This is a genomic window from Pseudoalteromonas sp. NZS100 (assembly GCF_015864815.1).
Lineage (GTDB): Bacteria > Pseudomonadota > Gammaproteobacteria > Enterobacterales > Alteromonadaceae > Pseudoalteromonas > Pseudoalteromonas distincta.
This window is the reverse complement of record NZ_JADYWM010000019.1, coordinates 60,754-83,085: the sequence shown is the minus strand read 5'-3', so window position 1 is coordinate 83,085 and position 22,332 is coordinate 60,754. Positions and strand designations below refer to the sequence as shown.

The 22,332-nt window shown below is 39.0% G+C and carries 21 protein-coding genes; 8 read left to right on the top strand and 13 right to left on the bottom strand.

The window, feature by feature from the left end; genetic code table 11:
* Window positions 1-10 precede the first annotated feature (10 nt).
* Both I6E69_RS16920 and I6E69_RS16915 read right to left on the bottom strand, forming a co-directional pair.
* Entirely contained in the window at window positions 11-391 is a 381-nt protein-coding gene (locus I6E69_RS16920) for a DUF3192 domain-containing protein (RefSeq protein WP_024596200.1), read from the bottom strand.
* A 185-nt stretch (window positions 392-576) separates the two neighbouring features.
* Window positions 577-1,521 carry a D-2-hydroxyacid dehydrogenase gene (locus I6E69_RS16915; protein WP_182712855.1) on the bottom strand — a complete coding sequence of 315 codons (945 nt, stop codon included), beginning with the start codon at window positions 1,519-1,521 and terminating at the stop codon, window positions 577-579.
* A gap of 389 nt (window positions 1,522-1,910) precedes the next feature.
* On the opposite strand from I6E69_RS16915, the gene I6E69_RS16910 reads away from it, so the two are divergent.
* Together I6E69_RS16910 and I6E69_RS16905 are read left to right on the top strand one after the other, a co-directional pair.
* Window positions 1,911-3,044 (top strand): 1-acyl-sn-glycerol-3-phosphate acyltransferase, encoded by a 1,134-nt coding sequence (locus I6E69_RS16910; RefSeq protein WP_039488367.1) that lies wholly within the window; start codon window positions 1,911-1,913, stop codon window positions 3,042-3,044.
* 105 nt (window positions 3,045-3,149) lie between these two features.
* Window positions 3,150-3,395: a DUF1289 domain-containing protein gene (locus I6E69_RS16905; RefSeq protein ID WP_008170756.1), complete on the top strand. Its 246-nt coding sequence runs from the start codon at window positions 3,150-3,152 to the stop codon at window positions 3,393-3,395.
* Here I6E69_RS16905 and I6E69_RS16900 read toward each other — a convergent pair.
* Window positions 3,392-4,090, bottom strand: coding sequence for an ABC transporter substrate-binding protein (locus I6E69_RS16900; RefSeq protein ID WP_197121707.1), 699 nt, complete (start codon window positions 4,088-4,090; stop codon window positions 3,392-3,394). The genes I6E69_RS16905 and I6E69_RS16900 overlap by 4 nt on opposite strands.
* Window positions 4,091-4,209: 119 nt before the next feature.
* Between I6E69_RS16900 and I6E69_RS16895 the strand changes: the two genes are divergently transcribed.
* The 3 genes from I6E69_RS16895 to I6E69_RS16885 are packed head-to-tail and all read left to right on the top strand — an operon-like array spanning window position 4,210 to window position 9,357.
* Window positions 4,210-4,413, top strand: a complete 204-nt coding sequence (locus I6E69_RS16895; RefSeq protein WP_024596204.1) for a DUF3283 family protein — start codon at window positions 4,210-4,212, stop codon at window positions 4,411-4,413.
* 14 nt (window positions 4,414-4,427) lie between these two features.
* Window positions 4,428-4,829: a GNAT family N-acetyltransferase gene (locus I6E69_RS16890; RefSeq protein ID WP_024596205.1), complete on the top strand. Its 402-nt coding sequence runs from the start codon at window positions 4,428-4,430 to the stop codon at window positions 4,827-4,829.
* A 25-nt stretch (window positions 4,830-4,854) separates the two neighbouring features.
* Window positions 4,855-9,357: an EAL domain-containing protein gene (locus tag I6E69_RS16885; RefSeq protein WP_197121706.1), complete on the top strand. Its 4,503-nt coding sequence runs from the start codon at window positions 4,855-4,857 to the stop codon at window positions 9,355-9,357.
* A 16-nt stretch (window positions 9,358-9,373) separates the two neighbouring features.
* On the opposite strand, the gene I6E69_RS16880 is transcribed toward I6E69_RS16885, so the two are convergent.
* Both I6E69_RS16880 and I6E69_RS16875 read right to left on the bottom strand, forming a co-directional pair.
* Window positions 9,374-10,327, bottom strand: coding sequence for an ion transporter (locus I6E69_RS16880; RefSeq protein WP_154903719.1), 954 nt, complete (start codon window positions 10,325-10,327; stop codon window positions 9,374-9,376).
* Window positions 10,327-12,996, bottom strand: a complete 2,670-nt coding sequence (locus I6E69_RS16875) for a bifunctional acetate--CoA ligase family protein/GNAT family N-acetyltransferase (protein WP_193225614.1) — start codon at window positions 12,994-12,996, stop codon at window positions 10,327-10,329. The genes I6E69_RS16880 and I6E69_RS16875 overlap by 1 nt, the downstream gene beginning before the upstream one ends.
* Before the next feature lie 114 nt (window positions 12,997-13,110).
* Between I6E69_RS16875 and I6E69_RS16870 the strand changes: the two genes are divergently transcribed.
* Window positions 13,111-13,827 carry an SIMPL domain-containing protein gene (locus I6E69_RS16870; protein ID WP_002962579.1) on the top strand — a complete coding sequence of 239 codons (717 nt, stop codon included), beginning with the start codon at window positions 13,111-13,113 and terminating at the stop codon, window positions 13,825-13,827.
* 8 nt (window positions 13,828-13,835) lie between these two features.
* On the top strand, window positions 13,836-14,279 hold the full coding sequence (locus I6E69_RS16865; protein ID WP_039488311.1) for a hypothetical protein: 444 nt from the start codon (window positions 13,836-13,838) through the stop codon (window positions 14,277-14,279).
* On the opposite strand, the gene I6E69_RS16860 is transcribed toward I6E69_RS16865, so the two are convergent.
* The 8 genes from I6E69_RS16860 to I6E69_RS16825 form a co-directional block, all read right to left on the bottom strand.
* Complete coding sequence (locus tag I6E69_RS16860) at window positions 14,262-14,930, bottom strand: hypothetical protein (protein WP_154903716.1); 669 nt, start codon at window positions 14,928-14,930, stop codon at window positions 14,262-14,264. The genes I6E69_RS16865 and I6E69_RS16860 overlap by 18 nt on opposite strands.
* Window positions 14,931-15,020: 90 nt before the next feature.
* Window positions 15,021-16,856: a DUF885 family protein gene (locus tag I6E69_RS16855; RefSeq protein ID WP_197121705.1), complete on the bottom strand. Its 1,836-nt coding sequence runs from the start codon at window positions 16,854-16,856 to the stop codon at window positions 15,021-15,023.
* Window positions 16,857-16,935: 79 nt separating this feature from the next.
* Window positions 16,936-18,072 (bottom strand): radical SAM family heme chaperone HemW, encoded by a 1,137-nt coding sequence (gene hemW / locus I6E69_RS16850; RefSeq protein ID WP_165723836.1) that lies wholly within the window; start codon window positions 18,070-18,072, stop codon window positions 16,936-16,938.
* A complete protein-coding gene (gene rdgB, locus I6E69_RS16845) occupies window positions 18,069-18,668 on the bottom strand; it encodes an RdgB/HAM1 family non-canonical purine NTP pyrophosphatase (protein ID WP_197121704.1) in 600 nt (199 codons plus the stop codon). The genes hemW and rdgB overlap by 4 nt, the downstream gene beginning before the upstream one ends.
* A gap of 4 nt (window positions 18,669-18,672) precedes the next feature.
* The gene (locus I6E69_RS16840; protein ID WP_154903714.1) at window positions 18,673-19,116 is read right to left on the bottom strand and encodes a DUF4426 domain-containing protein; all 444 of its coding nucleotides are present in this window, start codon (window positions 19,114-19,116) and stop codon (window positions 18,673-18,675) included.
* Between the two features lie 60 nt (window positions 19,117-19,176).
* Window positions 19,177-19,710, bottom strand: a complete 534-nt coding sequence (locus I6E69_RS16835; protein ID WP_002962568.1) for a YggT family protein — start codon at window positions 19,708-19,710, stop codon at window positions 19,177-19,179.
* A gap of 26 nt (window positions 19,711-19,736) precedes the next feature.
* Window positions 19,737-20,558: a pyrroline-5-carboxylate reductase gene (proC, locus tag I6E69_RS16830; RefSeq protein WP_002962567.1), complete on the bottom strand. Its 822-nt coding sequence runs from the start codon at window positions 20,556-20,558 to the stop codon at window positions 19,737-19,739.
* A 17-nt stretch (window positions 20,559-20,575) separates the two neighbouring features.
* Window positions 20,576-21,289 carry a YggS family pyridoxal phosphate-dependent enzyme gene (locus I6E69_RS16825; protein WP_002962566.1) on the bottom strand — a complete coding sequence of 238 codons (714 nt, stop codon included), beginning with the start codon at window positions 21,287-21,289 and terminating at the stop codon, window positions 20,576-20,578.
* Between the two features lie 2 nt (window positions 21,290-21,291).
* Between I6E69_RS16825 and I6E69_RS16820 the strand changes: the two genes are divergently transcribed.
* Window positions 21,292-22,332 (top strand): type IV pilus twitching motility protein PilT, encoded by a 1,041-nt coding sequence (locus I6E69_RS16820; RefSeq protein WP_039488318.1) that lies wholly within the window; start codon window positions 21,292-21,294, stop codon window positions 22,330-22,332.

Here is a 22,332-nt window from a genome sequence, read left to right as displayed (position 1 = left end):
TTTTTATTGGTTACTGCGTGATCATACCTAAAGCGGTGTCACCAATGCCCACTAACTTATCATTTTTAAATACAAGTGGCGTACATTCATCTTTTGTTGTTTTTGAATCTGAATGCTTGCTATGCGTTACATAAAAAAGTACTTGGTATACATCGTCATCTTTTTTTAATAGCTCAGTGAAATTAGGCGTTTTTAATTGCGTTAAAACAGACTGGTAGCTGCTATCCATTTTTAGCTCCGATATAACTTCACGATTATTTTTATGCTGTGCTTGCCAGCTTGATGAGTTTTTCCCTGCCCAATGAGTCTCAGCTTCGCCATCTGACACGGCAATAACACAGCCTGTTAAAAATGGAGCGATTAAAGCGGCTGCTAAAAGTGATTTTTTCATTTTTATTTACCTTAATAAGATTTTTAATTGGTTATTAACTGTATTAAAGCAAAGAGTAGACCATATTGATAAGTTGTTATAAATCAGTTTGTTAAGTGAGTTAAGCTGTTTTTATCTAATAAAATATTAAATATATTAGTAAAAACAGCCATTTTTTAGCTTATTTGATTACTACAATAAAATGATTAAACCAAGCGGTTGCGTGATTCACCTTTAGTAAATGCCGCAATATTCAAACTTACTTCATTAATTAAACGCACAATAGATTCAGTACTTGCCCATGCAATATGTGGAGTAAGTAATAAGTTATTGCCTGTGTAATTAGCAAGTGGATTTGAAGTTTCAGCAGGTTCTTTAGTTAGTACATCAACACCCGCTCCAGCAATTAGGTTTTGCTTAAGCGCTGTTGCTAAGTCGGCTTCGTTAATAATACCACCACGTGCTGTATTAATAATTATAGCGCTTGGCTTCATCATTTTAAGCTCATTAAGTGCGATTAAATCACGTGTTTCATCTGTAAGCGGGCAGTGTACGCTGATTATATCGGCTGTTTTAATGACGTCTTCAAAAGGCGTACGACCATCGCGACATTTAACCCCTTTACGCTCTGCAACAATAACATTAGCGCCAAATGCCTCAGCCACTTTAGCAACGCCTTTGCCTAGCGTACCGCCGCCTATAATGGCAAATGTTTTACCTTGCAAGTCGTTAAAGCTGTAATCGAGTATGCAAAACATTTCACTTTTTTGCCATGCGCCTTGCTGGCAATCCGCCTGATAGCGGTGGGTGTTACCCAGTAAGTTAGTAATTAAAGAAAATGTATGTTGAACAACTGAAGGGGTTGAGTAGCCAGCTACATTAGTTACGGCAATACCAAATTCTTTAGCGGCTTCTAAATCAACATTATTAGTACCGGTTGCACTTACGCAAATTAATTTCAGCTGTGTTAGCTGACTAATTGTATCGCGATTCAAAACTGCTTTATTAGTGATTAATACATCAGCGCCTTGGCAATGCTCAATAACTTGCTCTGGGCTGGTAAGTTCATAAGTCGTTAATTTACCAAGTTGTTCTATACACGAAAGAGATGTTTTAGCTAACGTTGCGTTATCAAGAATAGTAATGTTCATTATGAGCCCTAAAATAAGTGGATCTGAAAGAGTTAAAATCGTAAAAAAGAGGCTTACGATCCATCAAAAATCTAAAATATGGGCTTAAGGTACTACGAAAGAAAGGCTTTGTTAATGCTATTACTACCAAATGATTAGAGGGCTATGTAGTAGTGGTCTGCCCACTAACAGATTGAGAACATGGTATTTTGCTAGACTGATCAGTTTTATTGCACTTATAAGCAAGCCTATGGTCATAGAAGGTAATTAAACTCGGCTTTAAAGCAGGTTGCTAAAATAAAAAATCGTTTTTTTGGTTATTTCGCATTTTAGATTGGCTGAGTTATAATCGGATATAGACATAAACGGTGCGCTTTAGCGTGCCGTTTTTTAACATTGTAGATGTAGTAATGAGTGAATTAGAAGATAAATACGCAGATATACGCCCATACAACGACGACGAAGTTGCGGCGTCGCTTACACGTTTGATTAACGATGATGCGTTTATTGATGTAATAGCAAAGTATAATTTACCGCGCTTTTTATCGGCAGTGCCTTTTATTGCACGTCCAATGGTAAGAAGTCAGTTACGCAAAAAATGGGGCAAAGTAAGCACCGTTGAAGATGTGCAAAATGAAGTGGCGCAATACTTAGATAAACTAGTGAAGCGCACCACATCAAAAGTTACCTTTTCTGGGCTAGAGCAGTTAGACGCTAATCAGGCCTATTTATTTATTTCAAACCACAGAGACATAGTGCTTGATCCTGCATTAGTTAATTGGGGTTTATATCAGCATAAAATGAAAACAGTGCGTATTGCTATTGGCGATAATTTATTGCAAATACCTTACATTACTGAGCTTATGCGTTTAAATAAAAGTTTCATTGTTAAGCGCTCTGCTAAAGCACCAAAAGAAATGTTAAAAGCATTAACCCAGTTATCGTCATATATCTATGACTCTTTAATCGGTGGAAATTCTATTTGGATTGCACAAAAAGAAGGGCGTGCAAAAGACGGTTTTGATCAAACAGATCCTGCCCTTTTAAAAATGTTGCAATTAAATGGACGTAAACAAAAGAAAGAATTTGGCGATTATATTAAAGAGTTAAAAATAGTGCCTGTTTCTATTTCTTATCAATATGAACCGTGTGCAATTGCTAAGGCTAAAGAGCTTTATCATAAACAGCATCATGGTGAATATATTAAGTCAGCGGGTGAAGATATTGCCAGTATTGTTGAAGGCTTTAGTTCGGCTAAAGGGCATGTGCATTTAGCATTTGGACAGCCAATCGAATCTAAATGTGATAGTGCTGAAGAGCTTGCTAAAACAATTGATAGGCAAATTGTAGATTCGTTTTATTTGCACCCAGGTAATTACATTGCTGGTGGCTGTAAAGAGGCGGTAATAGATTCTCCTGATACAGCGACGTTTGAACAGCGTTTAGCCTGTGTACCAGAAGAGTTAAAACCGTTAGTGCTGGCCATGTACGCTAAGCCATTTCACCGTAAAACAGAGATAAATACCAATAGCTGTGAGTATTAATAATCCCAGCTCAACAAAACTAAGCAGCAATTAAATTGCTGCTTTTTTTTTGCTCAAAAATAACGCTATACTAATACCTCCTCTTCAACTGGGCGGTACTTATGCATGCAACAAATTGAAATATTTGATATTCCAAGTCCTTGCAAAAGTATTTGCTTAGTTAACAACAGAGGATATTGCAAAGGGTGTTATCGTAGTCGGGATGAACGCTTTTCGTGGAATACCTTATCGAACGACCAAAAAAAGAAGGTGCTTAGTTTGTGCCAGCAGCGCTACAAGCGCTACCTTCAAAAAAAGCAGCAAAATGCAGTGCCAAGCACGCAGGCGCAGCAGCAAGGGTTCGACTTTTAAAAGCTTAATCCATATTTGGCTCTTAGTGCGTACACAGTGCCATTGTTAGTTAGGTTAATTAGTGACATTTTAAGCTTTTCTACTAAGTTTTCATTACGTTTATTTAAATAATGATAAAGCGGATAAGTATTCAACACTTCTTTTACAAAACAGCCTTGAGGTGACGGGAGCTCATTGTTTTGCATTATAAAGTTAATCATTAAAGCTCCCTGTACTTTTTTCTGAGCAAGCAAATTAAGTTGGGTATTCATGCTTTTAACTTTAATAATATTCCCTGCAAACTGTGTGCTTGCTAAATAATGTTCTTGCACAGGGTAGCCATCAACAATTGCGACGCTATCGAGTTGTTCTAAACTGTTAGGTAAACAGTTTTTATATAATACTAAGTCAAACTTAAATAGCTCATAATCGACTCTAATTAAGTTTTCGTATTTTTCTTCAACGCTTGCATCTCTTCCTAACTGCCCATCAAGTACGCCATTATTTGCAGCGAGCAAAGCATTTTGGTGACTAAAATCGATTATATGTATTTTAAAACCGATATCTGCGTATGCTAACTTTAATAGCTCTAAGGCGTAATCAGCTTGAGGTGTACTTTGCGGACGATTAAAAGTGAGGTTGTATTGATGACTAAAACAAGAGGCACTAAAAAATAAATTTACCAATAATAACAAGATACTAAAATGTCTATTCATTATCAGTTCCAATTACTACAGAAATAAATAAAATAAGACGCGTATAATAACAAGGAGATTACCTCTTGCCCAGTTTAGAGGGGGAATCAAATAATCTTAAAAGCGAATGAGGAAGTATTGTGAGTTTTAATTTATGCCTATTACCACGTGAAGAAAAATATCAAATTCAGTTAGATTATGAAGCGTCTTTTTGGGCGTATCAAATTAAGCGTAATAAAAAAACGAGAGAGCAAGTTTACAACACAATCCACAGCCGCCCAGTGGCAGAGCAAATGGTTTTGAAACAAAAATTTGAACAGTATTTAGCGCTAATGCTTAGCTAAATATCGATATAAAAATGTATAAAGTTGAAGTGTTAAATGAACTAAAAACCCCACTTGTGAATAAATTTTACAAAAAGCACAGCGTAAGAGGGCGTGCTAATAAACAAGATAAGGTATGGGTTACTTACTATAATAATGAAATAGTGGCAGCATGTAGGTTACAAGATAAAACAGAGTTTTTATTTTTATCTACCATGTTTGTTGCGCTGGAACATCGCGGTAAAGGGATTGCAAAACAATTGCTTTCAACACTCTTAAAGTCGCAAAATAGAGAGATAAAGACCTTCGCATATGAAAACGTAGCTGATTTATATTGTGCTATTGGTTTTAACCAGGTGTTAACATATACTCTTGCTTTACAAGTACTTTTTGATACTTACAAACATCGAAATATAGTCGCTCTAGAGTACCCATAATAATAAATAATAATATGGAATAAGCATGAGTAAATGCGTTAATGGGATCATTAGTTGCTTTGTAGTTTTAATAACTATTCTAAGTTGCCAAGTAGGGGCACAAGTAAAACGCTTATCTCCAAGCGAAGGCTTATCGCAAAGCTACGTTAATACAATGCTTATAGACACTAACGGTTACCTTTGGCTTTCGACAGAGGCCGGGCTTAATCGTTATGATGGCTATCAAGTTATTCCAATAAACGGCCCTAATGGTGAGTTAGAAGAGGCGATCATCGATCGTATTTACCAAGACCCTCAAGGGCACATTTGGATAGCCTCTTTACTTGCAGGCCTATTTAGATACGACCCCGTAACAGATTCATATCAGCAATTTCTAGTAAAACCTACCAGTGAAGAAGAAATTATCAATCAGTCTGTTTTTAGTATGGTGGCCGTTGATAAAAAAACACTTTGGATTGGCCGAGGCCGCGATTTTGCAAAGCTTGATATAGCAACCGGAAAAATAACAACTATTTTTGAGCTGCCTGCTAAATATAAAAATACTCTTGTGAGAAAGCTGTTTGCCTACAATGGTTATATATTTATAGGTACAAGCCATGGCGCATACGTATTTGATATTGCAACAGAGCAAGTTAGACCCCTACAGCACTTAAAAGGTGAAGCTGAACATATTTACCAAAATAATGTTAAGTCGTTCGCATTAGGTGAAAATAAACAGTTGTTAGTAGGGGCGGTACAAGGCTTATACGAAGTTGATATTAGTAACTTATCAAAAATGTTTGAACGCCCAGATTTACCTTTTAAAAGTAAAGTATTACTAAGTGACTTAAATGTGTGGAGCATAGTAAACGAACACGGAACAATAGATTTAGCTACCGACAAAGGCTTGTTTAAATTTGATTTAAACACAAAAGAGATGATTAAAAACACTCGAATAGCCCAAAGTAAGTACACACTTGCCGATACCAGTATTATTGATATGGCTAAAGATAAATCGGGTGGTACGTGGGTTGCGACTAAGACTGATGGAGCGTTTTACTTATCTCACGACAGCTATCATTTTAATAATGTCGATGGCACTTTGCTCGGGGGGGATGGTTTATCACATCACTCTATCTGGGGGATTACCGAATATAAAGATAAGCTTTGGCTTGCAACGCATAACGGTATTACCGAGGTTGATTTAAAAACAAATATTGGTAAAGCTTATTTAAAAGACTACAAAGTCGACTTACTCACCACTGAGTTTACCGTATATGAGATAACGCCCTATAAAGATAATTTATGGCTTTATACAAACCGTGGTTTATTTATTTTTGACCCTGTAACGCATCAAGTTAGCGAACCTAAAGTGCATAATCCTGCTAATCAAGAGCTGATTACTGGTAGAGTGCATGGCGTTACACTCATGCCAAATGGCGATCTATACTTTGTGCACTCAGATCATGGGGTATTTATATACAATATAGATTCTCAAGTAATAACGCGTTTGGGTGGCCAGTTTGACCAGTTTGAACCCTTTTTAGCTCATGGCTTTTTACCCGCGTTGAACAATAAACCAGATTCACCATTATTTTTTAATGCTGGAATTTTATATCAAGTAAACCCAAGTGATTTAGCACTTAAAATGATTTACAAAGTGCCAAAACAGCACGAAAACGTAGCCATTAGCGTGCTTTCTTATTTAATTGATAACAACAATATATTGTGGATATCACTTTCTAATTTTGGCTTGATAGGCCTTGACGCATCTACTTATCAATTAGTACATACAATCGATTTAGAGAAGAATAAATTAGGCACATTGCTTTACGATATGGTGCTAGATGATGATGGCATGATCTGGATGAGTAGCCATAAAGGCATTTGGCGATTAAACCCAGAAACACTTCATTTTCAACAATTTTCTACTTCAGAAGGGCTACTCTCTGCTGAGTTTAATAGTAATGCCATGGCACAGCTCAAAGATGGCCATATTGCGTATGGTAGCTTAAAAGGTTTTACTTATTTTCACCCAATGGAAAACCAAAATTACCAATCACTTATTGATCACGTAAATATTACGCGAGTTGATTTAATGTCACGAGATCTATCGCTTGATTTAAAACAGCCGCTCAACGAAGTTGTGTTAAATCATGATGATATTGGGCTTGAAGTGGCATTTTCGGCTATGGCATTTAGTAATCAAGAACGCATCATTTATGAGTATCAACTCGATAACGGACAAAAAAGTTATACTCGAAATAACAACCGCGTATTGTTTCCAAAATTGAATCCAGGTAATTACCAATTAAAAGTTTGGGCTAAAGACCCCCTGACTGGCGAATATACCTCGCCTGCTATTTTAAAAATAAAAGTAAAGTATCCGCTTTGGCGTGCACCTTATTTTATGGTGCTTTACGCCATGCTGTTTATTGGTTTTGTTGCTATGTGGGTTATGCGCCGTAATAAAATTCAGCGTATTTTATTGGCAGCAAATAAAGAAAGTAAAGAAAGCGAAGCGCGTTTAAAGCTAGCGCTTGAAGGCAGCGAGTCGGGTGTTTGGGATTGGGAATCAAGTAATCCAAGTATTTACCAACCTCGCTTAGCGAGTGAGTTAGGCTACGAAAATGAAACCGTGAGCCTTGATGAATATTTATCTAAAATTCATCCGCAAGATAAACAATTATTTCGCTTAGAGTGGCTTGAGTTTTTATCTACCGATAAAGGTTACTTTAATTGCACCTACCGCCTGCGCCATGCAAAAGGTTATTGGCGCTGGTATAAGGATTTTGGAAAAGTCGTTGAGTGGGATGATAAAACTCCACAAAAAGTAGCGGGTACTTATACTAATATGACCCGTGAGATGGTGTTTGAAGAACACGCTTTACTATTTACGGCAGCATTTGAGCAAACACGTGATTGGGTGTTTATACTCGATAAAAACTTAAATATTCGGGCTTCTAATAAATCACTGCAAACCGCCTTTAACTTCTCCGCAGAGTCGTTATCTAGTCGGACTTTAAATTTAGGTATATCGCGCAGCAATCGTTTTGATTATTTACGCATTATGCAAAAGCTATCTGTTGGGGAGCATTTTTCGTGCGAAGACAGTGTGGTTTTAGCTAATGGTGAATCGCGTCATGTACTTGTGAAAATAAGTGCAGTGGCCGATAACGAGCAGCGCCTTAATAGTTATGTCATTATTTTAACCGATATAAACGCACAAAAATCAGCTGAAAATGAGCTGCACTTATTGGCCAACTACGATGCCTTAACTGGGCTGCCAAATCGTACATTATTTAATGACCGCGTTGAACACGCCCTTGAACAAGCAAAACTGCATGGATGCAAAGTGGCTTTGTTACATATCAATATTAAACGTTTTAAATACTTTAATGACTCATTAGGGCACGAAGCGGCTGATGAGCTAATTAAAGAAGTTGCTGAGCGCTTAAAGTGCTCTTTGCGACCATCGGATAGTGTTGCGCGATTTGGTGGCGATGAGTTTGTTGTGCTAGTAGAAGATATTCATCAGATAGAGCAAGTACTTATAATATGTACTAAGTTGATGGATTGCGTGAATCAAAATATTGCGATTAATGGCCAAGTTGTAAACGTTAATTTAAGTATTGGTGTGTCGATATCGCCAGATGACGCAGAGCAAGGCCCTGCTCTTTTAAAAGCTGCGAGCATAGCGTTATATCATGCAAAAGACTCTTTAGAAGGGCGCTACCAGTTTTATAAGCAAGAGATGAACCAGCATGTTCAAAGAGCGCTGCATCTTGAATCTCAGCTTACTAGAGCGTATCGAGAAGAAGAGTTTTGTAATTACTATCAGCCTATTATTAATGCTAAGAGCCAAAAAACAGAAGGTTTTGAAGTACTGCTGCGTTGGCCCGAAAATAAACTAGTACAAACTCAAGAGTTTTCGCTGGCTGCAGAGGGGATAGGCTTAATTACAAAAATTATGCTGCAGACCTTTGCGCGCGCTTTATTGGAGTTAAAAGAGTGGCGAAAAGCCTCACCTAACCTGTATTTATCTATTAACTTATCGGCACTAGATTTTGAGTTTAAAGAACTCGTACCTGAAATTAAAAAAGCGTTAAATAATTCAGGTGTATCATCTGAGGCAATTGTTTTTGAAATAACCGAATCAATATTAATGCGTGATTCAAAAGAAGCGCTGCACAGCATGGAACAACTTAAAAAGTTGGGTTGTAGATTGTACATGGATGATTTTGGTACAGGTTACGCATCGCTTACCTATTTAAAACGTTTTCCTATTGATGTACTAAAAATAGATAGAAGCTTTGTACAAGACATAGGCATAGATTCTGATGATGAGGCCATTATCCAATCAACACTCGCGCTTGCAGATAGTTTAGGCAAAGAGTGTGTCGCGGAAGGCGTAGAAAGCTCGCACCAACTTGCTTTTTTAAAGGCGAGAGGGTGCAAGCATTTCCAAGGGTATTTATTTAGTAAACCGGTACCTAATACCGAAGTACTCGCGCTTATTAATCGCGATTGGAGTGATATATTTAATTAATAATAGCAGTACTTATTTAAGGCCTTTTACCGCAGTGTCTGCAAAACAAATGGCTGTTATGCTCATTTAACTGCGTTTTAATGGCCTTATTAGCTTCTAGTTTACTCAAGCCTAGCTTATGGCGTAGCTCTTCTAGGTGTACTTGTTGGGTGTCATTAAGTGTGCCATCTTGAATTGACTCGTGCACAGCGTCTTCAAAAAACTGACGCCGTTTACGTATCTGTTCTGAAAAACTAGATGCCAGTAATCCGGTAGGAATAGCGACCATACCCATGCTCAGTAGTGTGATAACGCCACCGAAAAACTTACCCAATGGCGTTATAGGTACTACATCGCCATAACCAACGGTCGTTAGTGTTGCCATTGCCCACCACATAGCCGCAGGAATAGAGCCAAATTTATCGGGTTGTATATCGTGCTCAATTAAATAAATTCCGCATGAAGCTAAAATAAGCACAACGGCCATTATAAAAAAAGCAGCCATTAATGAACTACCTTCATCGTTAAAGGCTTTTAAAAGTAGCTGCATGGCGCGTGAGTAGCGAGTGAGTTTAAATACTCTTAATAATCTGAGTATGCGTAAAAAACGTAAATCGAGAGGAAATAAAAACATCATTAAGCTTGGCAAAATCGCTATTAAGTCGATTAACGCCAGTGGTGATAAAAAATACTTTAATCTGCGTTTGTTGTTCGAGCCTTCCATTGCTACATAGTGTGTTTTATCTACACAGGCCCAAAGTCTGGCTAAGTATTCAATAGCAAAAATAGCGACCGATACAATTTCTAAAACTAAGAATTCGTTGTAATACTGCTCTGCCACACTTGGGATTGACTCAATAACAATGGCTACAACGTTAATCATTATTATGCTAATGAGCGCAAGATCAAGAATATGCCCTGAACGTTGATATTGACCTGTACCTTCAAACAGGCGAGCCATTTTTTGACGTAACGTTTGCGGTTCATTCATTATTTAAGTTTAAGTACCATGTTAATACTGCCTTCTTCAAAGTCGCGACTAATTTTAAAACCTAGCTTACGGGCAAGTTCGATCATCCCTGTATTCTCTGGTAAGGTTATGCCTTCAATCGACTCCACACCTTGGCGTTTGCAGTGATTAATTGCAGCGCTCATTAGTATACGACCAAGCCCTAAGCCTTGGCAGTCTGAGCGCACTACAATAGCAAACTCAGCATGTAGGTTATCGGGGTCCATAATGACGCGAGACACACCCAGTGTACGGGTTTTACCTTCAAAGCGTTGGCACACAATAAACGCCATTTCACGGTCGTAATCAATTTGCGTCATTTTAGCGAGTTGATCGTGGTTAAACTGTGGAAGCTCGCCAAAAAAGCGTTTATATCTGTCTTCTTTGTTAAGTGACTCGTCAAATGCTTTATGGGCTTGTTCATCTTCCGGTTTTATCGGTCTGAGCGTAGCTTGAGTGTTGTTTTTAAGTGTTACCACTTCAACAAGTTCAATAGGGTAGGGACGAATAGATAAGCGCTTACGATTGCTCTGAGCTTGATAGCGGTTAAGTGTCATAGTGGCATCGAGCACTAAAAACTGCCCATTGCTGGCAAGTATAGGATTTAGTTCCATTGAGCTTATATCGGGTTGATCAATAACTAACTGAGAAATACGCGTTAGCAGTGCACATAAACGATACTTATCAACTTTCTCGGGGAGTATGCGCTCCTTTAATACGCCTTTGTCGTGCGCTGCAGCAATTAAATACTTTGCCAAGTTCATATTCAGTGGAGGCAAAGCAACGGCGGCTTGTGCATATTCAAGGCCGGTGCCTGCTTCACCTAATAATATAACTGGGCCAAAATTAGGCTCGGTTTTAATTGCAATTCGCAGCTCATTTGCGCCTGCTCGCGGCGCCATTTTTTGTAATGAAAACCCTTCAATAACAGCATCCGGATAAGTGTTTTTAATACGGATAAGCATTGCAAAAGCAGTTTGTTCAACCTCGTTGGCGTCGTTTAAATTAAGCACCACCCCACCTACTTCAGACTTTGAGGCAATACTTGGACTAATCAGTTTTAATGCGACTGGAAAACCAAGCTCTATGGCTTGCTCTTTGGCTTCTGTTGGGGTGTAAGCGACCTCAGTTTGAATGCATTTAATACCATAGTGGTTCAATACTTGGCTTGCCTGATGAGTAGGTAAGTAGCTTTGTCCATCATCTAAAAACTCATTAATAAGGGTTCTAGCTGCCACCTTATTTATTTTAGCGTCATCAGTGTTCGACTCGGGTGTTTGCGTTAAATGCTTTTGGTTACGACGATACGTTACCAAGTGCATAAACGCGCCTACAGCCCCTTCGGGCGTACGATAAGTGGGTATTGCGTTGTTTGAGCACACTTTTCTGGCAGCGTAAGATGCGTCTTCACCCATAAAGTTAGTTATAACGTAAGGGCGTGCCATTTTAGGTAATGTTTGTAAGGTTTCTACAATAATGTTGGCGTAGTCTTCGCTGGGCGCAAGCGCTGAGGGAGTATGGATAATCAGTAAGTTTTTAACTTCTTTTGCGTGCAGTAAAATTTCTAATGCTTGCTTATAACGCGCAGGTGCTGAGTCGCCAAAAATATCCACAGGGTTTGAGGTGGTTTCTGATTGTGGAATGACTTTATTTAGTGCATTTCGGGTTTCAATGCTTAGCTCTGCTAATTTACCGGAGTTTTGAATAAGCTCATCAACAGCCATAACACCCGGGCCGCCACCATTAGTTAAAATTGTCAGTTGTTCTACTTTTAATAATTTTGGATGCATGGCGAGTGTTTGTGTCGCTGCAAATAGCTCTCGTAAATCATTTACACGCAGCATACCCGCTCGTTGAAATAACGCATCGTAAACAGCGTCAGAGCTTTGCTTTCCACCGGTGTGAATTTCGGCTGCAAGTGCGCCCGCAGTTGTTTTACCTGTTTTAATCGCAATTACAGGTTTACTAAAGGCCGCGGCTCTTGCTGCTGATATAAAGCCACGAATATCTTCAATGTTATCTATGTAGAGTAAAATAGCTTTGGTTTTAGCATCACGACCTAAAAAGTCGAGTAGTTCATTAAAGTTTATATCAAGGCAATCGCCTACTGATACAAAATATGAAAAGCCAATTTCTTTGTTTTTAGCCCAATCTAAAATGGTTGAGCATACTGCTGCTGATTGCGATACAAATGCTATTTTACCTGGGCTTGCCACAGTATGTGAAAAGCTCGCATTTAACCCAATATGAGGGATCAGCAAGCCTAAACAGTTGGGTCCAAGCAAAGTAACTTGCTTGGCTTGAGCGCATGCTTTAAGCGCGCTTTTTTGCTCCCCAGATAGCCCATCGGCAATAACAATAGCGGTTTTACAGCCAAGCTCTCCTAGCTGCTCAATAATATCAATTAAGGTGTTTTTGTTAGTACAAATAACAGCAAGGTCAGGTACTTTTGGTAAGTCAGCAATAGAGGGATAAGCAAGTACGCCATGTACTGCGCTATGGCTTGGAGTAACAGGCATTATCGGCCCTTTAAAACCGCCCTGAAGTAAGTTGCGCATAACCACAAAACCAGCCCGAGTTGATATGTTAGAGGCGCCAATAACGGCCACTGAGCTTGGGTTAAAAAATTGGGTTATACGCTTAAGGCTCATGGTTTTTCCTAGGCTGATTAAATTTTGCGTTATTTATAGTCTCAATGTACCCTGTTTACTGTGTTATTTCGAGCGTCTCGATGCTTATTATTGATATCAATCAAGGAGATTATTGTGAATAAAACCCCCGGTTTTTACATTGTTATAGCGGCTATTTGTTTAAGTATAGGCTTAATTAGCTTAGGGTTTATTTTAAAAAGTACCGCTTTGAGTGTGAAAGGGATGGAACGTACTGTGCAGGTTAAGGGATTGGCCGAGCGAGAAGTAATAGCCGATACGGTAATTTGGCCTCTGCAATTTAGTGATGCCGACAATAACCTTGAAAAATTAGTAAGCCGGGTTGAGAAAAAAAATGATGCGGTAACTGCTTTTTTAAAACTCCATGGTTTTGACGACGATGAAATAACAATAGGTAGCCAGTCAGTTATTGATAAGCAAGCACGTGAATACAGTAATGAAAATCAACAATTTAGATACATAGTGCGCTCAAATATTATTGTTTATTCTGCTGCGCCAGATAAAGTGCAAAACGCGCTGAGTAAAGTAAGCCAGCTTGCTAAACAAGATATCGCAATAGTGCAAGATAGCTACGAAACAAAAGTTGAATACATCTTTACTGGCCTCAATGATGTAAAGCCTGCGATGGTGCAAGAAGCAACTGAAAAAGCGCGTGAAGTCGCTAATAAATTTGCTAAAGACTCTAATTCAAAATTAGGCAAAATAAAAACAGCTCGCCAAGGGCAATTTAGTATCAGTAATCGAGATTCAAACACACCGCAAATAAAAAATATAAGAGTGGTAACCAGTGTTGAATATTATTTAAATGACTAGGAAATAATATGTCAGAGTCTAAATATGGTCAGTTTGTACTGGCGCCCCGTTCGTATTTTTTCACTGCTATAGCGAGCGTAGTATTTGCGTTTATAGGCTTTAGTTATAATGCATGGCGGATGGAGGCAAGTGAAGATAACAACAATACACGCATTGCTAGCTTTCAAATCTTACAAGAACTAGCCGAGCTTGAGCTTATTGTATTTGCAGCACATTACGATAATAACAAAATAGATGGCAGCCCCAGAAAAGGCTGGGTTAAAGTTAACTTAATTCATGACTTAAGCTACTTAGCCGTTGATAAAGTACATTTAAAAACAAAAGACTTACAAAAGGTCTGGCAAACAAATTGGCCAAATATGGTTGATCACCAAAGTGCTGCACAATCTATTACACATGCCATAGACAGTGTGCGTACAGAAGTTGTGAGTGAATTAAAGCGCCTTGATTAAGTGAGCAACTTGCGCCGTTGAGCGTTGCAAGTAAGCGGCGCTCAGTAAAATTGTGGTCTCGTTAACTTTTTGCCCTTTTATTACGTTGGCAAGCTGTTGTTTAGCGTTAGGATTTTGTTTTTGTTCTATTTCCATTAATGCTAACAAAGCTGAAAATTCATGCTTTACCGGTGTGCTAGGTTTATTTGCATAGGCTATGTAGCAGGCCACCGGTGTCAAACCATGAGAGTTGGGCTGAGCCAGCGCTTTAGCTAACTCATCATTTGATTCAAACAACATCAAAGAGCGCACATAGTTAAATGGCAGCTTTGTCGCATCGGCATGCTTAAACACATTGTGCAGTACATTATTTCCTTGTGCATCTTGTACTAAAAAGCCTTTATTTACTTTCAGCGCAGGGGTAAAAAAGCTCAATGCGTCAATATTAGTGAGTTGATTAATAAATGGAGAAGGCGCTGTGTTAGATCTTAATATCCGCGTTGCTATGTTTTGCATAAAGTCATACTTAACACTCAACCGTTGGGCGCTGTCATATAAATGGTTAAGCTGCAAAGTTTGCTGAGCAGGGCTTAACTGCTTAAAGTCGTTATCGAGCTCATTTAACTGTTGCTTTGAAATACGCGCATTAAGTAGTTGTATGCTTAAATCCATTATTATTTCCAAAAATCTTTTTTACTACTATAAAACAAAAAAGGCCGCAAATGCGACCTTTCATATTTAAAGCAATTGTTTAAATTGGTTTTAAGCTTTTTTGCTTGCTACCCATTCATTAACAAAGTTCTCTAGTACATTAAGTGGTACAGGACCATTTTTAAGTACTACGTCGTGGAACTGGCGAATATCAAACTTATCACCCAGTTGCTTTTTAGCATCTTCACGAAGTTCTAAAATCTTAAGCATACCCACTTTATAAGCCGTTGCTTGTGAAGGCATTACAATGTGACGCTCAACCATTTTAACACCGTCAGATGTTGCATTAGGCGTGTTATTTACGTAGTAATCAATACCTTCTTGGCGAGTCCACTTCATCGCGTGAATACCCGTATCAACCACTAGACGACATGCGCGCCATAGCTCCATTGAAAGACGACCAAAATCTGAGTAAGGGTCTGAGTACATGCCCATTTCTTTAGGAATAAACTCTGAGTATAAACCCCAACCTTCAATATATGCTGTGTAGCCACCAAATTTACGGAACTTAGGAACGCCTTCTAGTTCTTGCGAAATAGCGATTTGCATGTGGTGACCCGGAATACCTTCGTGGTAAGCAAGTGCTTCCATTTGATATGTTGGCATAGCTTCCATGTCATAAAGGTTAGCGTAGTAAATACCTGGGCGTGAACCATCTGGAGCTGGCTGTTGGTAAAATGCTTTGCCCGCTGCTTTTTCACGGAATGCTTCAACTGCTTTTACTTTTAAATCAGCTTTTGGTTTAACAATGAATAACTCATCTAAGCGTGTTTTCATTGTATCAATAAGTCCAGTGGCTTCATCAAGGTAGCGTTGCTTACCTTGTGCATCATTAGGGTAGTAAAATTGTTTGTCAGTTTTCATAAACTGCATAAACGCTTTTAAGTCGCCTTTAAAGCCTACTTTATCTTTAATTTCACGCATTTCATCATGAATACGTGTCACTTCAGATAAACCAATTGCATGAATTTCTTTAGCCGTTAAATCTGTTGTTGTAGTGCGCTTAAGTGCGTTGTTATAAAACGCTTCACCATCTGGTAATTTCCATGCGCCATCGCGATCATCAGCACGTTTCTCAAGCTGCGCTAGGTAATTAATTAGCTTAGAGTAAGATGGTTTAACAGCCGATTTTAATGCATCTGATGCATCGCTGATTAACGAGTCTTTTTCGTTTTGGTTAATTTCAAGCGCTGTTACTTTGCGTTTAAAGTCAGCAAGCAATGTAGAATCATCGCCTTTTTCGAATGGCGCACCGTGGATAATATTTTTGCTTGAATCAATAACATGCGGGAACACAAATTTAGGGGCTATGATGCCTTTTTCTGCACGTACAGTTAAATCAACGATAAGCTGATCAATAACACCAGTTACACCATTTAGGCGTGAAATGTAGTCTTTAGCTTCTTTTACATTACTAATTGAGTGCTGATTAATTAAAAACGCAGGGATCATAGAATGCGTACCAAACATTTGGTTCACAGGGTAATTATGGTAGCGCCATTTAAAGTCAGCAATTGAGCTTTCAAGATCCTGTTTTTTTAAGTCGTAGCTAACTTTTGTTGCATCATCTAATAGATCACGATTAATTGCTTTTAATGCAACTAGGTCAGCTTTTGTTTGTGCTAAATCTTTGAGCTTTCTTTCTTCGCTGCCATCGTCCCATTTATCGTAATCTTGCTTAATCCCCATGTATGTTTGATATACAGGGCTGCTCATTACATCGCGGTTAAATGTATCTTCAAAAAATGCATTGGCTTTGTCTATTTCACTTTGTTGTGATTGAACTGCTTGTGCAATAGGGGCTGAAGTAGATTGTTGTGTTGTTTGCTGGCAACCAGCAAGTAGTGCAACGCTTACTGCGGCCGCAATAAAAGTGAGTTTACGCATTGTTTTCCCTTTTGTTGTTAGAAACCCATTAGGGTGATTTATATTTATTAGTTTTATATTGTTGTGCAGTGCCTTAGCGCTACACAAACAATTCTAGCAGGTCATTTAAAAAGCGATGACCTTTTAAGGTTACCTGCCAATGGCTGTCTGTTTGAGTCAATAAACCTTTATTTATTGCTTGGTTTAATGCACTTTGCTGACTTTGCAGCGGCAGTGTTGTTAGTTTATTAAAGTCATTAATTGGGCAAGGCTCAACAAGGCGAAAGCGATTCATAAAAAATTCAAACGCTAAATCGTCTTGCTCTACATGCCAGCTTTTATACATATACGGTTTAATTAAATCCATATAGCCGCGAGGATGTTTAACCTTTTCGGTACGCGTTATAAGCCCTGTATTTGCATCAGTAACCTTACCATGTGCGCCGCAGCCAATACCGAGATAATCGCCAAAACGCCAATAATTTAAGTTATGTTGGCATTGATAGCCTGGTTTTGCATAGCCTGATATTTCGTATTGCACGTAACCTGCTTGCGCGAGTAACTCAACCCCTTGTTCTTGAATGTCCCACAGTGTTTCATCTTGTGGCAAGGTAGGGGGCTTTGAAGCAAACTGAGTATTGGGTTCAATAGTTAATTGATACCAAGATATATGCGGTGGATCGAGCGCTATTATTTGTTTTAAATCACTCAGAGCATCATCAAGTGTTTGCCCAGGTAAGCCATGCATTAAATCAAGATTAAAGCTATTTAAACCGGCTTCTGTAGCTTGTTGCGCGGCATAGTTTGCCTCGTCGCTGCCATGAATCCGACCAAGTGCTTTTAACTTGTCGTTTTGCATGCTTTGCACACCGATAGAAATACGGTTAATGCCTGCTTTTACGTAATCTTTAAAGCGACCTGTTTCTACTGTACCAGGGTTGGCTTCAAGGGTTATTTCGCAGTGTTCTTCAAGCCCAATTAGGTTGTCGACTTCATTTAATAAACGGGTATAAGCTGCACCAGTTAATAGGCTTGGTGTGCCGCCACCAATAAAAATGCTGTGAATTTTACGTCCTTGCACTAAGTGCAAATCCGCTTTTAAGTCATCAATTAAGTGTTGAACATATTCAGCTTCAGGTATTTCACCTTTTTGTCCGTGGCTATTAAAATCGCAGTACGGGCATTTTTGCACGCACCAAGGCACGTGCACATATAAGCTCAGTGGTGGAAGGTTCACAGGCCGCCTTTTTGCTGTAGTTCTAGTAATAATTTTTGCAGCGCTTGTCCGCGATGACTCACTGCATTTTTTTGCTCTTTTGTAAGCGCGGCACTCGTACAATTTTTCTCTGCTACAAAAAACACTGGATCGTAACCAAATCCACCGTTGCCATTTTGAGTGAGCGTAATTTCGCCCTCCCAACTAGCACTACAAATAAGCGGAGTAGGGTCGTCTGCGTGGCGCATTAACACCAGTACACACCAAAAGCGTGCACTGCGAATAGGGTTATCACCTAAATCAACGAGTAACTTATCAATGTTATCTTGATCGCTGGCACCTGGGCCTGCAAAACGGGCTGAGTAAACACCGGGTGCGCCATTTAGGCCATCGACTTCTAAACCTGAGTCATCGGCAATAGCTGGCATGCCGGTAATTTTAGCGGCATGGCGCGCTTTAATAATGGCATTTTCAACAAAGGTAGTGCCGGTTTCGGCAACTTCACCTACGTTAAAATCGCTCTGTGGAACTACATTAATATTCAAAGAGCTTAGCATGTTAGCTAGCTCTTTTACTTTGCCAGGATTACCTGTAGCAAGTACTAAAGTTTTGGTCATGTTATTAATCTACGTAAAATTTTTGCTGAAACTGTAATTTTTGAAATTGATTACTTTGTTGTATTTCAATCTCAAAGCGTAAAATCTCTTCGTTGGTGTAATCAACTTGGGCAAGGTAATAAATTGACTCACCTTCTTTTACTTCTTTAAAAGTAAGCGTTTGTTTGTTGCCAAGTAGGTTTTTAGCTGTGCCTGTAAGCTTTGCCGTTTGTGCTGTTTTATCGGCATCATTTTTTAATATAGAAATGTTTACAACCCCTTTGTAGCCACTGCGCTCAAGGTTGTACGCTTTTGCTATTTTTGGCTGAATAAAAGTAGAAGGAAAGGCGATGTAATGGACTTGCCAAGGGCCAAGCTCTTTGTATTGTGCGCCTTGCATTTCTTCGCTTTGCGCGTTAAATGCAAATGCTAAACAAGCAATAAAACAAAACTTAATTAAACGGTTCATTATGTATTCCTCAAAACATATAAAAAAGAGGCCTTTGGGCCTCTAATTAAAAAATCCATATTAGACTAAAAAATCCATAAGCAGCATTTGCAAAAACTGAATACCAATAATAAGCACTAAAACTGATAAATCTAAGCCACCCATTGATGGCAATATTTTACGAATTGGTTTTAGCATTGGTTCAGTAAGCTGGTGGAAAACCGCTTCTATAGGGTTATAGCCTTGGCTAACCCAACTTAAAATAGCGCGAATAATAAGTACCCAAAATACTAAATTAAGGCCTTCTTTTAGTACCGTTATAAGTGCTTGAATAAGCACAGGCTGTATTGCCCACGCATTATATATAACAAGCATTAAAGTACTAATTTTGGCTACAGCCACTATAAATGCCAGCAACAGAGATGCTAGATCAAGTCCGCCAAACCCCGGAATGATTTTACGCAGTGGTTTTACCGCAAACGACGTGGCTTTAACCACAAACTGGCTCATTGGATTATAAAAGTCGGCTTTTGCCCACTGCAGCCAAAAGCGCAGTAATACCACCATTAAAAACAAATCAAACAGGGTACTGATTAAAAATTGCATGGCATTCATAGTGTAACCTTCAATAAAAAGTGGTTTTAAAGTTCTTTTTCCATTTGCTCTGCACGCGCAATACACGCATCCATTGCATCGCCAACGGTTTTAGTTAAGCCTTCATCTTTTAAGTGCTCAACAGCTGCGTGAGTAGTGCCGCCTTTAGATGTTACGTTTGAACGTAGTTGCGAAATACTAATATCAGGCTGGCTAAGTGCCATTTCGGCAGCGCCAAGGGCTGTTTGTTGTACCAGGCGACGAGCGTCTTCATCATTAAAGCCCAGCGCTTTGGCTTTTTCTTCTATGGCTTCCATAAATAAGAAAAAGTAAGCAGGTGATGAGCCGGTTACAGCAATAATATCGTTAATTTGTGACTCTTTTTCCACCCATACAACAATGCCCGTGCATTCAAAAACTTGTTGTACAAATTCGTGTTCGCTTTGTGTTTCGCCCGCGCCATATAAACCTGATACACCACGGCCTAATAAAGACGGTGTATTTGGCATACAACGTACCATTTTAACGTCTTGTCCTAGCATTTCACGCAAACGTTTTACAGTTAAGCCCGCAGCAACAGAAATAAACAGTTTATCGCTAAAGTCTACGCCTGACTCTTGAAACGATTTACATAAATCGCCCATCATTTGTGGTTTAACAGACAAAACAATTACATCAGCATCGCGCAGGGCTTCGTTATTGTCACTGGTGGTTTGCACCTTGAAATCAAATGCTACCTTTTCAAGCTTTTCCTGGTTGCGGTTAGTCGCAATTATGTTACTTGCGTTAAAGCCGTTTTTTACCATGCCACCAATAATGGCGTAGCTCATATTACCTGTGCCTATAAATGCGATTTTTTTATCTGACATAAATCTGTTATCACCTTTTAAGTTCGTGTTCCAAAAATGTCTGTGCCGATCCTTACCATGGTTGAGCCTGCGCTAATGGCAGCTTCAACATCGTTACTCATACCCATCGACAAAGTATCTACTTGAGGATATTGGGTCTTTAGTTTATCAAAGCAAGTTTGTAATTGCTCAAAAGATTGAATTTGCGTATCCAGTTTGTCGCTTTTAGCGGGAATTGCCATTAAACCTCGAAGTGTTAAGTGCTCACATTGGTTAATATAATCGGCAAGTTCATCTATTTCATCGCGGCGGCAACCTGACTTTGCTTCCTCATTACTTATATTTACTTGAATAAGTATATTAAGAGGTGGTTTATCGTCTGGGCGCTGTGAATCTAATCGCTTTGCTATTTTTATGCGATCAACACTTTGCACCCAATCAAAGTTAGCAGCTACTAATGCACTTTTATTTGATTGAATAGGGCCAATGAAATGCCAAATGATGTCGCTATATGACTGTAGTTGAGCTATTTTATCTATAGCCTCTTGAACATAAGATTCACCAAATTCGCGCTGACCATGCTCATAAGCTGCAATAATATCTTCGCTTGGTTTAGTTTTAGACACTGCTAGTAGAGTAACTTCGTTAGTGTTTCGCTGTGTGTTTTTTGCCGCGTCTGCAATTCTAGCGTAGGCGGATGTGAGTCGTTCTGCTATTGTAACCATATATTTATCAGTTAGTTGTGGAGTCATAAATGGATATTACCGAATTATTAGCGTTTAGTGTGCAACACAAAGCATCCGATTTACATTTATCGTCGGGTGTTTCACCTATGATACGCGTAGACGGTGATGTTCGCCGCATTAATATACCAGCCCTTGCAGACAAAGACGTAAACAGTCTGGTTTACGATATTATGAACGATAATCAACGCAAGGACTACGAACAAAATCTCGAAGTGGATTTTTCGTTTGAAGTGCCTAATTTAGCACGTTTTCGTGTGAATGCATTTAACTCTAATCGCGGGCCTGCTGCGGTATTTCGTACCATACCAAGTGAAGTGTTAACGCTTGATGATTTAGGTGCGCCAGATATTTTTAAAACAATCTCTGATACCCCACGTGGGCTCGTGTTAGTTACAGGGCCAACGGGTTCTGGTAAATCAACAACACTTGCCGCTATGGTCGATTATATAAATCAAAATAAACATCACCATATTCTAACAATAGAAGATCCAATCGAGTTTGTTCACGATAATAAATTAAGTTTAATTAACCAACGTGAAGTTCACCGCGATACACATAGCTTTTCAAACGCGCTACGTAGTGCATTGCGTGAAGACCCTGATGTAATACTTGTGGGTGAGTTACGTGATTTAGAAACAATTCGTCTTGCAATGACCGCTGCTGAAACGGGTCACTTAGTGTTTGGCACGCTACACACAACATCTGCACCAAAAACTATTGACCGTATTATTGATGTATTCCCAGGTGAAGAAAAAGCTATGGTGCGCTCAATGTTATCTGAATCTTTACGTGCGGTAATTTCACAAACACTGCTTAAAAAAATTGGTGGTGGGCGAGTTGCAGCACACGAAATTATGATTGCAGTTCCTGCTATTCGTAACTTAATTCGTGAAGATAAAATTGCACAAATGTATTCGTCTATTCAAACCGGTGCGTCTGTGGGCATGCAAACAATGGATCAGTGTTTAACTAATTTAGTTAATCACGGTATTGTTACAAATGCGGCAGCGAAAGAAAAAGCGCAAGACAAAACACAATTTGGTGGGTAA

Coding starts and splice junctions, on each gene's coding strand:
- I6E69_RS16910 (WP_039488367.1), top strand. CDS start 1,911: ATGAGTGAATTAGAAGATAAATACGCAGATATACGCCCATACAACGAC.
- I6E69_RS16890 (WP_024596205.1), top strand. CDS start 4,428: ATGTATAAAGTTGAAGTGTTAAATGAACTAAAAACCCCACTTGTGAAT.
- I6E69_RS16880 (WP_154903719.1), bottom strand. CDS start 10,327: ATGAATGAACCGCAAACGTTACGTCAAAAAATGGCTCGCCTGTTTGAA.
- I6E69_RS16905 (WP_008170756.1), top strand. CDS start 3,150: ATGCAACAAATTGAAATATTTGATATTCCAAGTCCTTGCAAAAGTATT.
- I6E69_RS16835 (WP_002962568.1), bottom strand. CDS start 19,710: ATGAATGCCATGCAATTTTTAATCAGTACCCTGTTTGATTTGTTTTTA.
- I6E69_RS16865 (WP_039488311.1), top strand. CDS start 13,836: ATGTCAGAGTCTAAATATGGTCAGTTTGTACTGGCGCCCCGTTCGTAT.
- I6E69_RS16820 (WP_039488318.1), top strand. CDS start 21,292: ATGGATATTACCGAATTATTAGCGTTTAGTGTGCAACACAAAGCATCC.
- I6E69_RS16885 (WP_197121706.1), top strand. CDS start 4,855: ATGAGTAAATGCGTTAATGGGATCATTAGTTGCTTTGTAGTTTTAATA.
- I6E69_RS16840 (WP_154903714.1), bottom strand. CDS start 19,116: ATGAACCGTTTAATTAAGTTTTGTTTTATTGCTTGTTTAGCATTTGCA.
- rdgB (WP_197121704.1), bottom strand. CDS start 18,668: ATGACCAAAACTTTAGTACTTGCTACAGGTAATCCTGGCAAAGTAAAA.
- proC (WP_002962567.1), bottom strand. CDS start 20,558: ATGTCAGATAAAAAAATCGCATTTATAGGCACAGGTAATATGAGCTAC.
- I6E69_RS16855 (WP_197121705.1), bottom strand. CDS start 16,856: ATGCGTAAACTCACTTTTATTGCGGCCGCAGTAAGCGTTGCACTACTT.
- I6E69_RS16900 (WP_197121707.1), bottom strand. CDS start 4,090: ATGAATAGACATTTTAGTATCTTGTTATTATTGGTAAATTTATTTTTT.
- I6E69_RS16860 (WP_154903716.1), bottom strand. CDS start 14,930: ATGGATTTAAGCATACAACTACTTAATGCGCGTATTTCAAAGCAACAG.
- I6E69_RS16915 (WP_182712855.1), bottom strand. CDS start 1,521: ATGAACATTACTATTCTTGATAACGCAACGTTAGCTAAAACATCTCTT.
- I6E69_RS16825 (WP_002962566.1), bottom strand. CDS start 21,289: ATGACTCCACAACTAACTGATAAATATATGGTTACAATAGCAGAACGA.
- I6E69_RS16875 (WP_193225614.1), bottom strand. CDS start 12,996: ATGAGCCTTAAGCGTATAACCCAATTTTTTAACCCAAGCTCAGTGGCC.
- I6E69_RS16920 (WP_024596200.1), bottom strand. CDS start 391: ATGAAAAAATCACTTTTAGCAGCCGCTTTAATCGCTCCATTTTTAACA.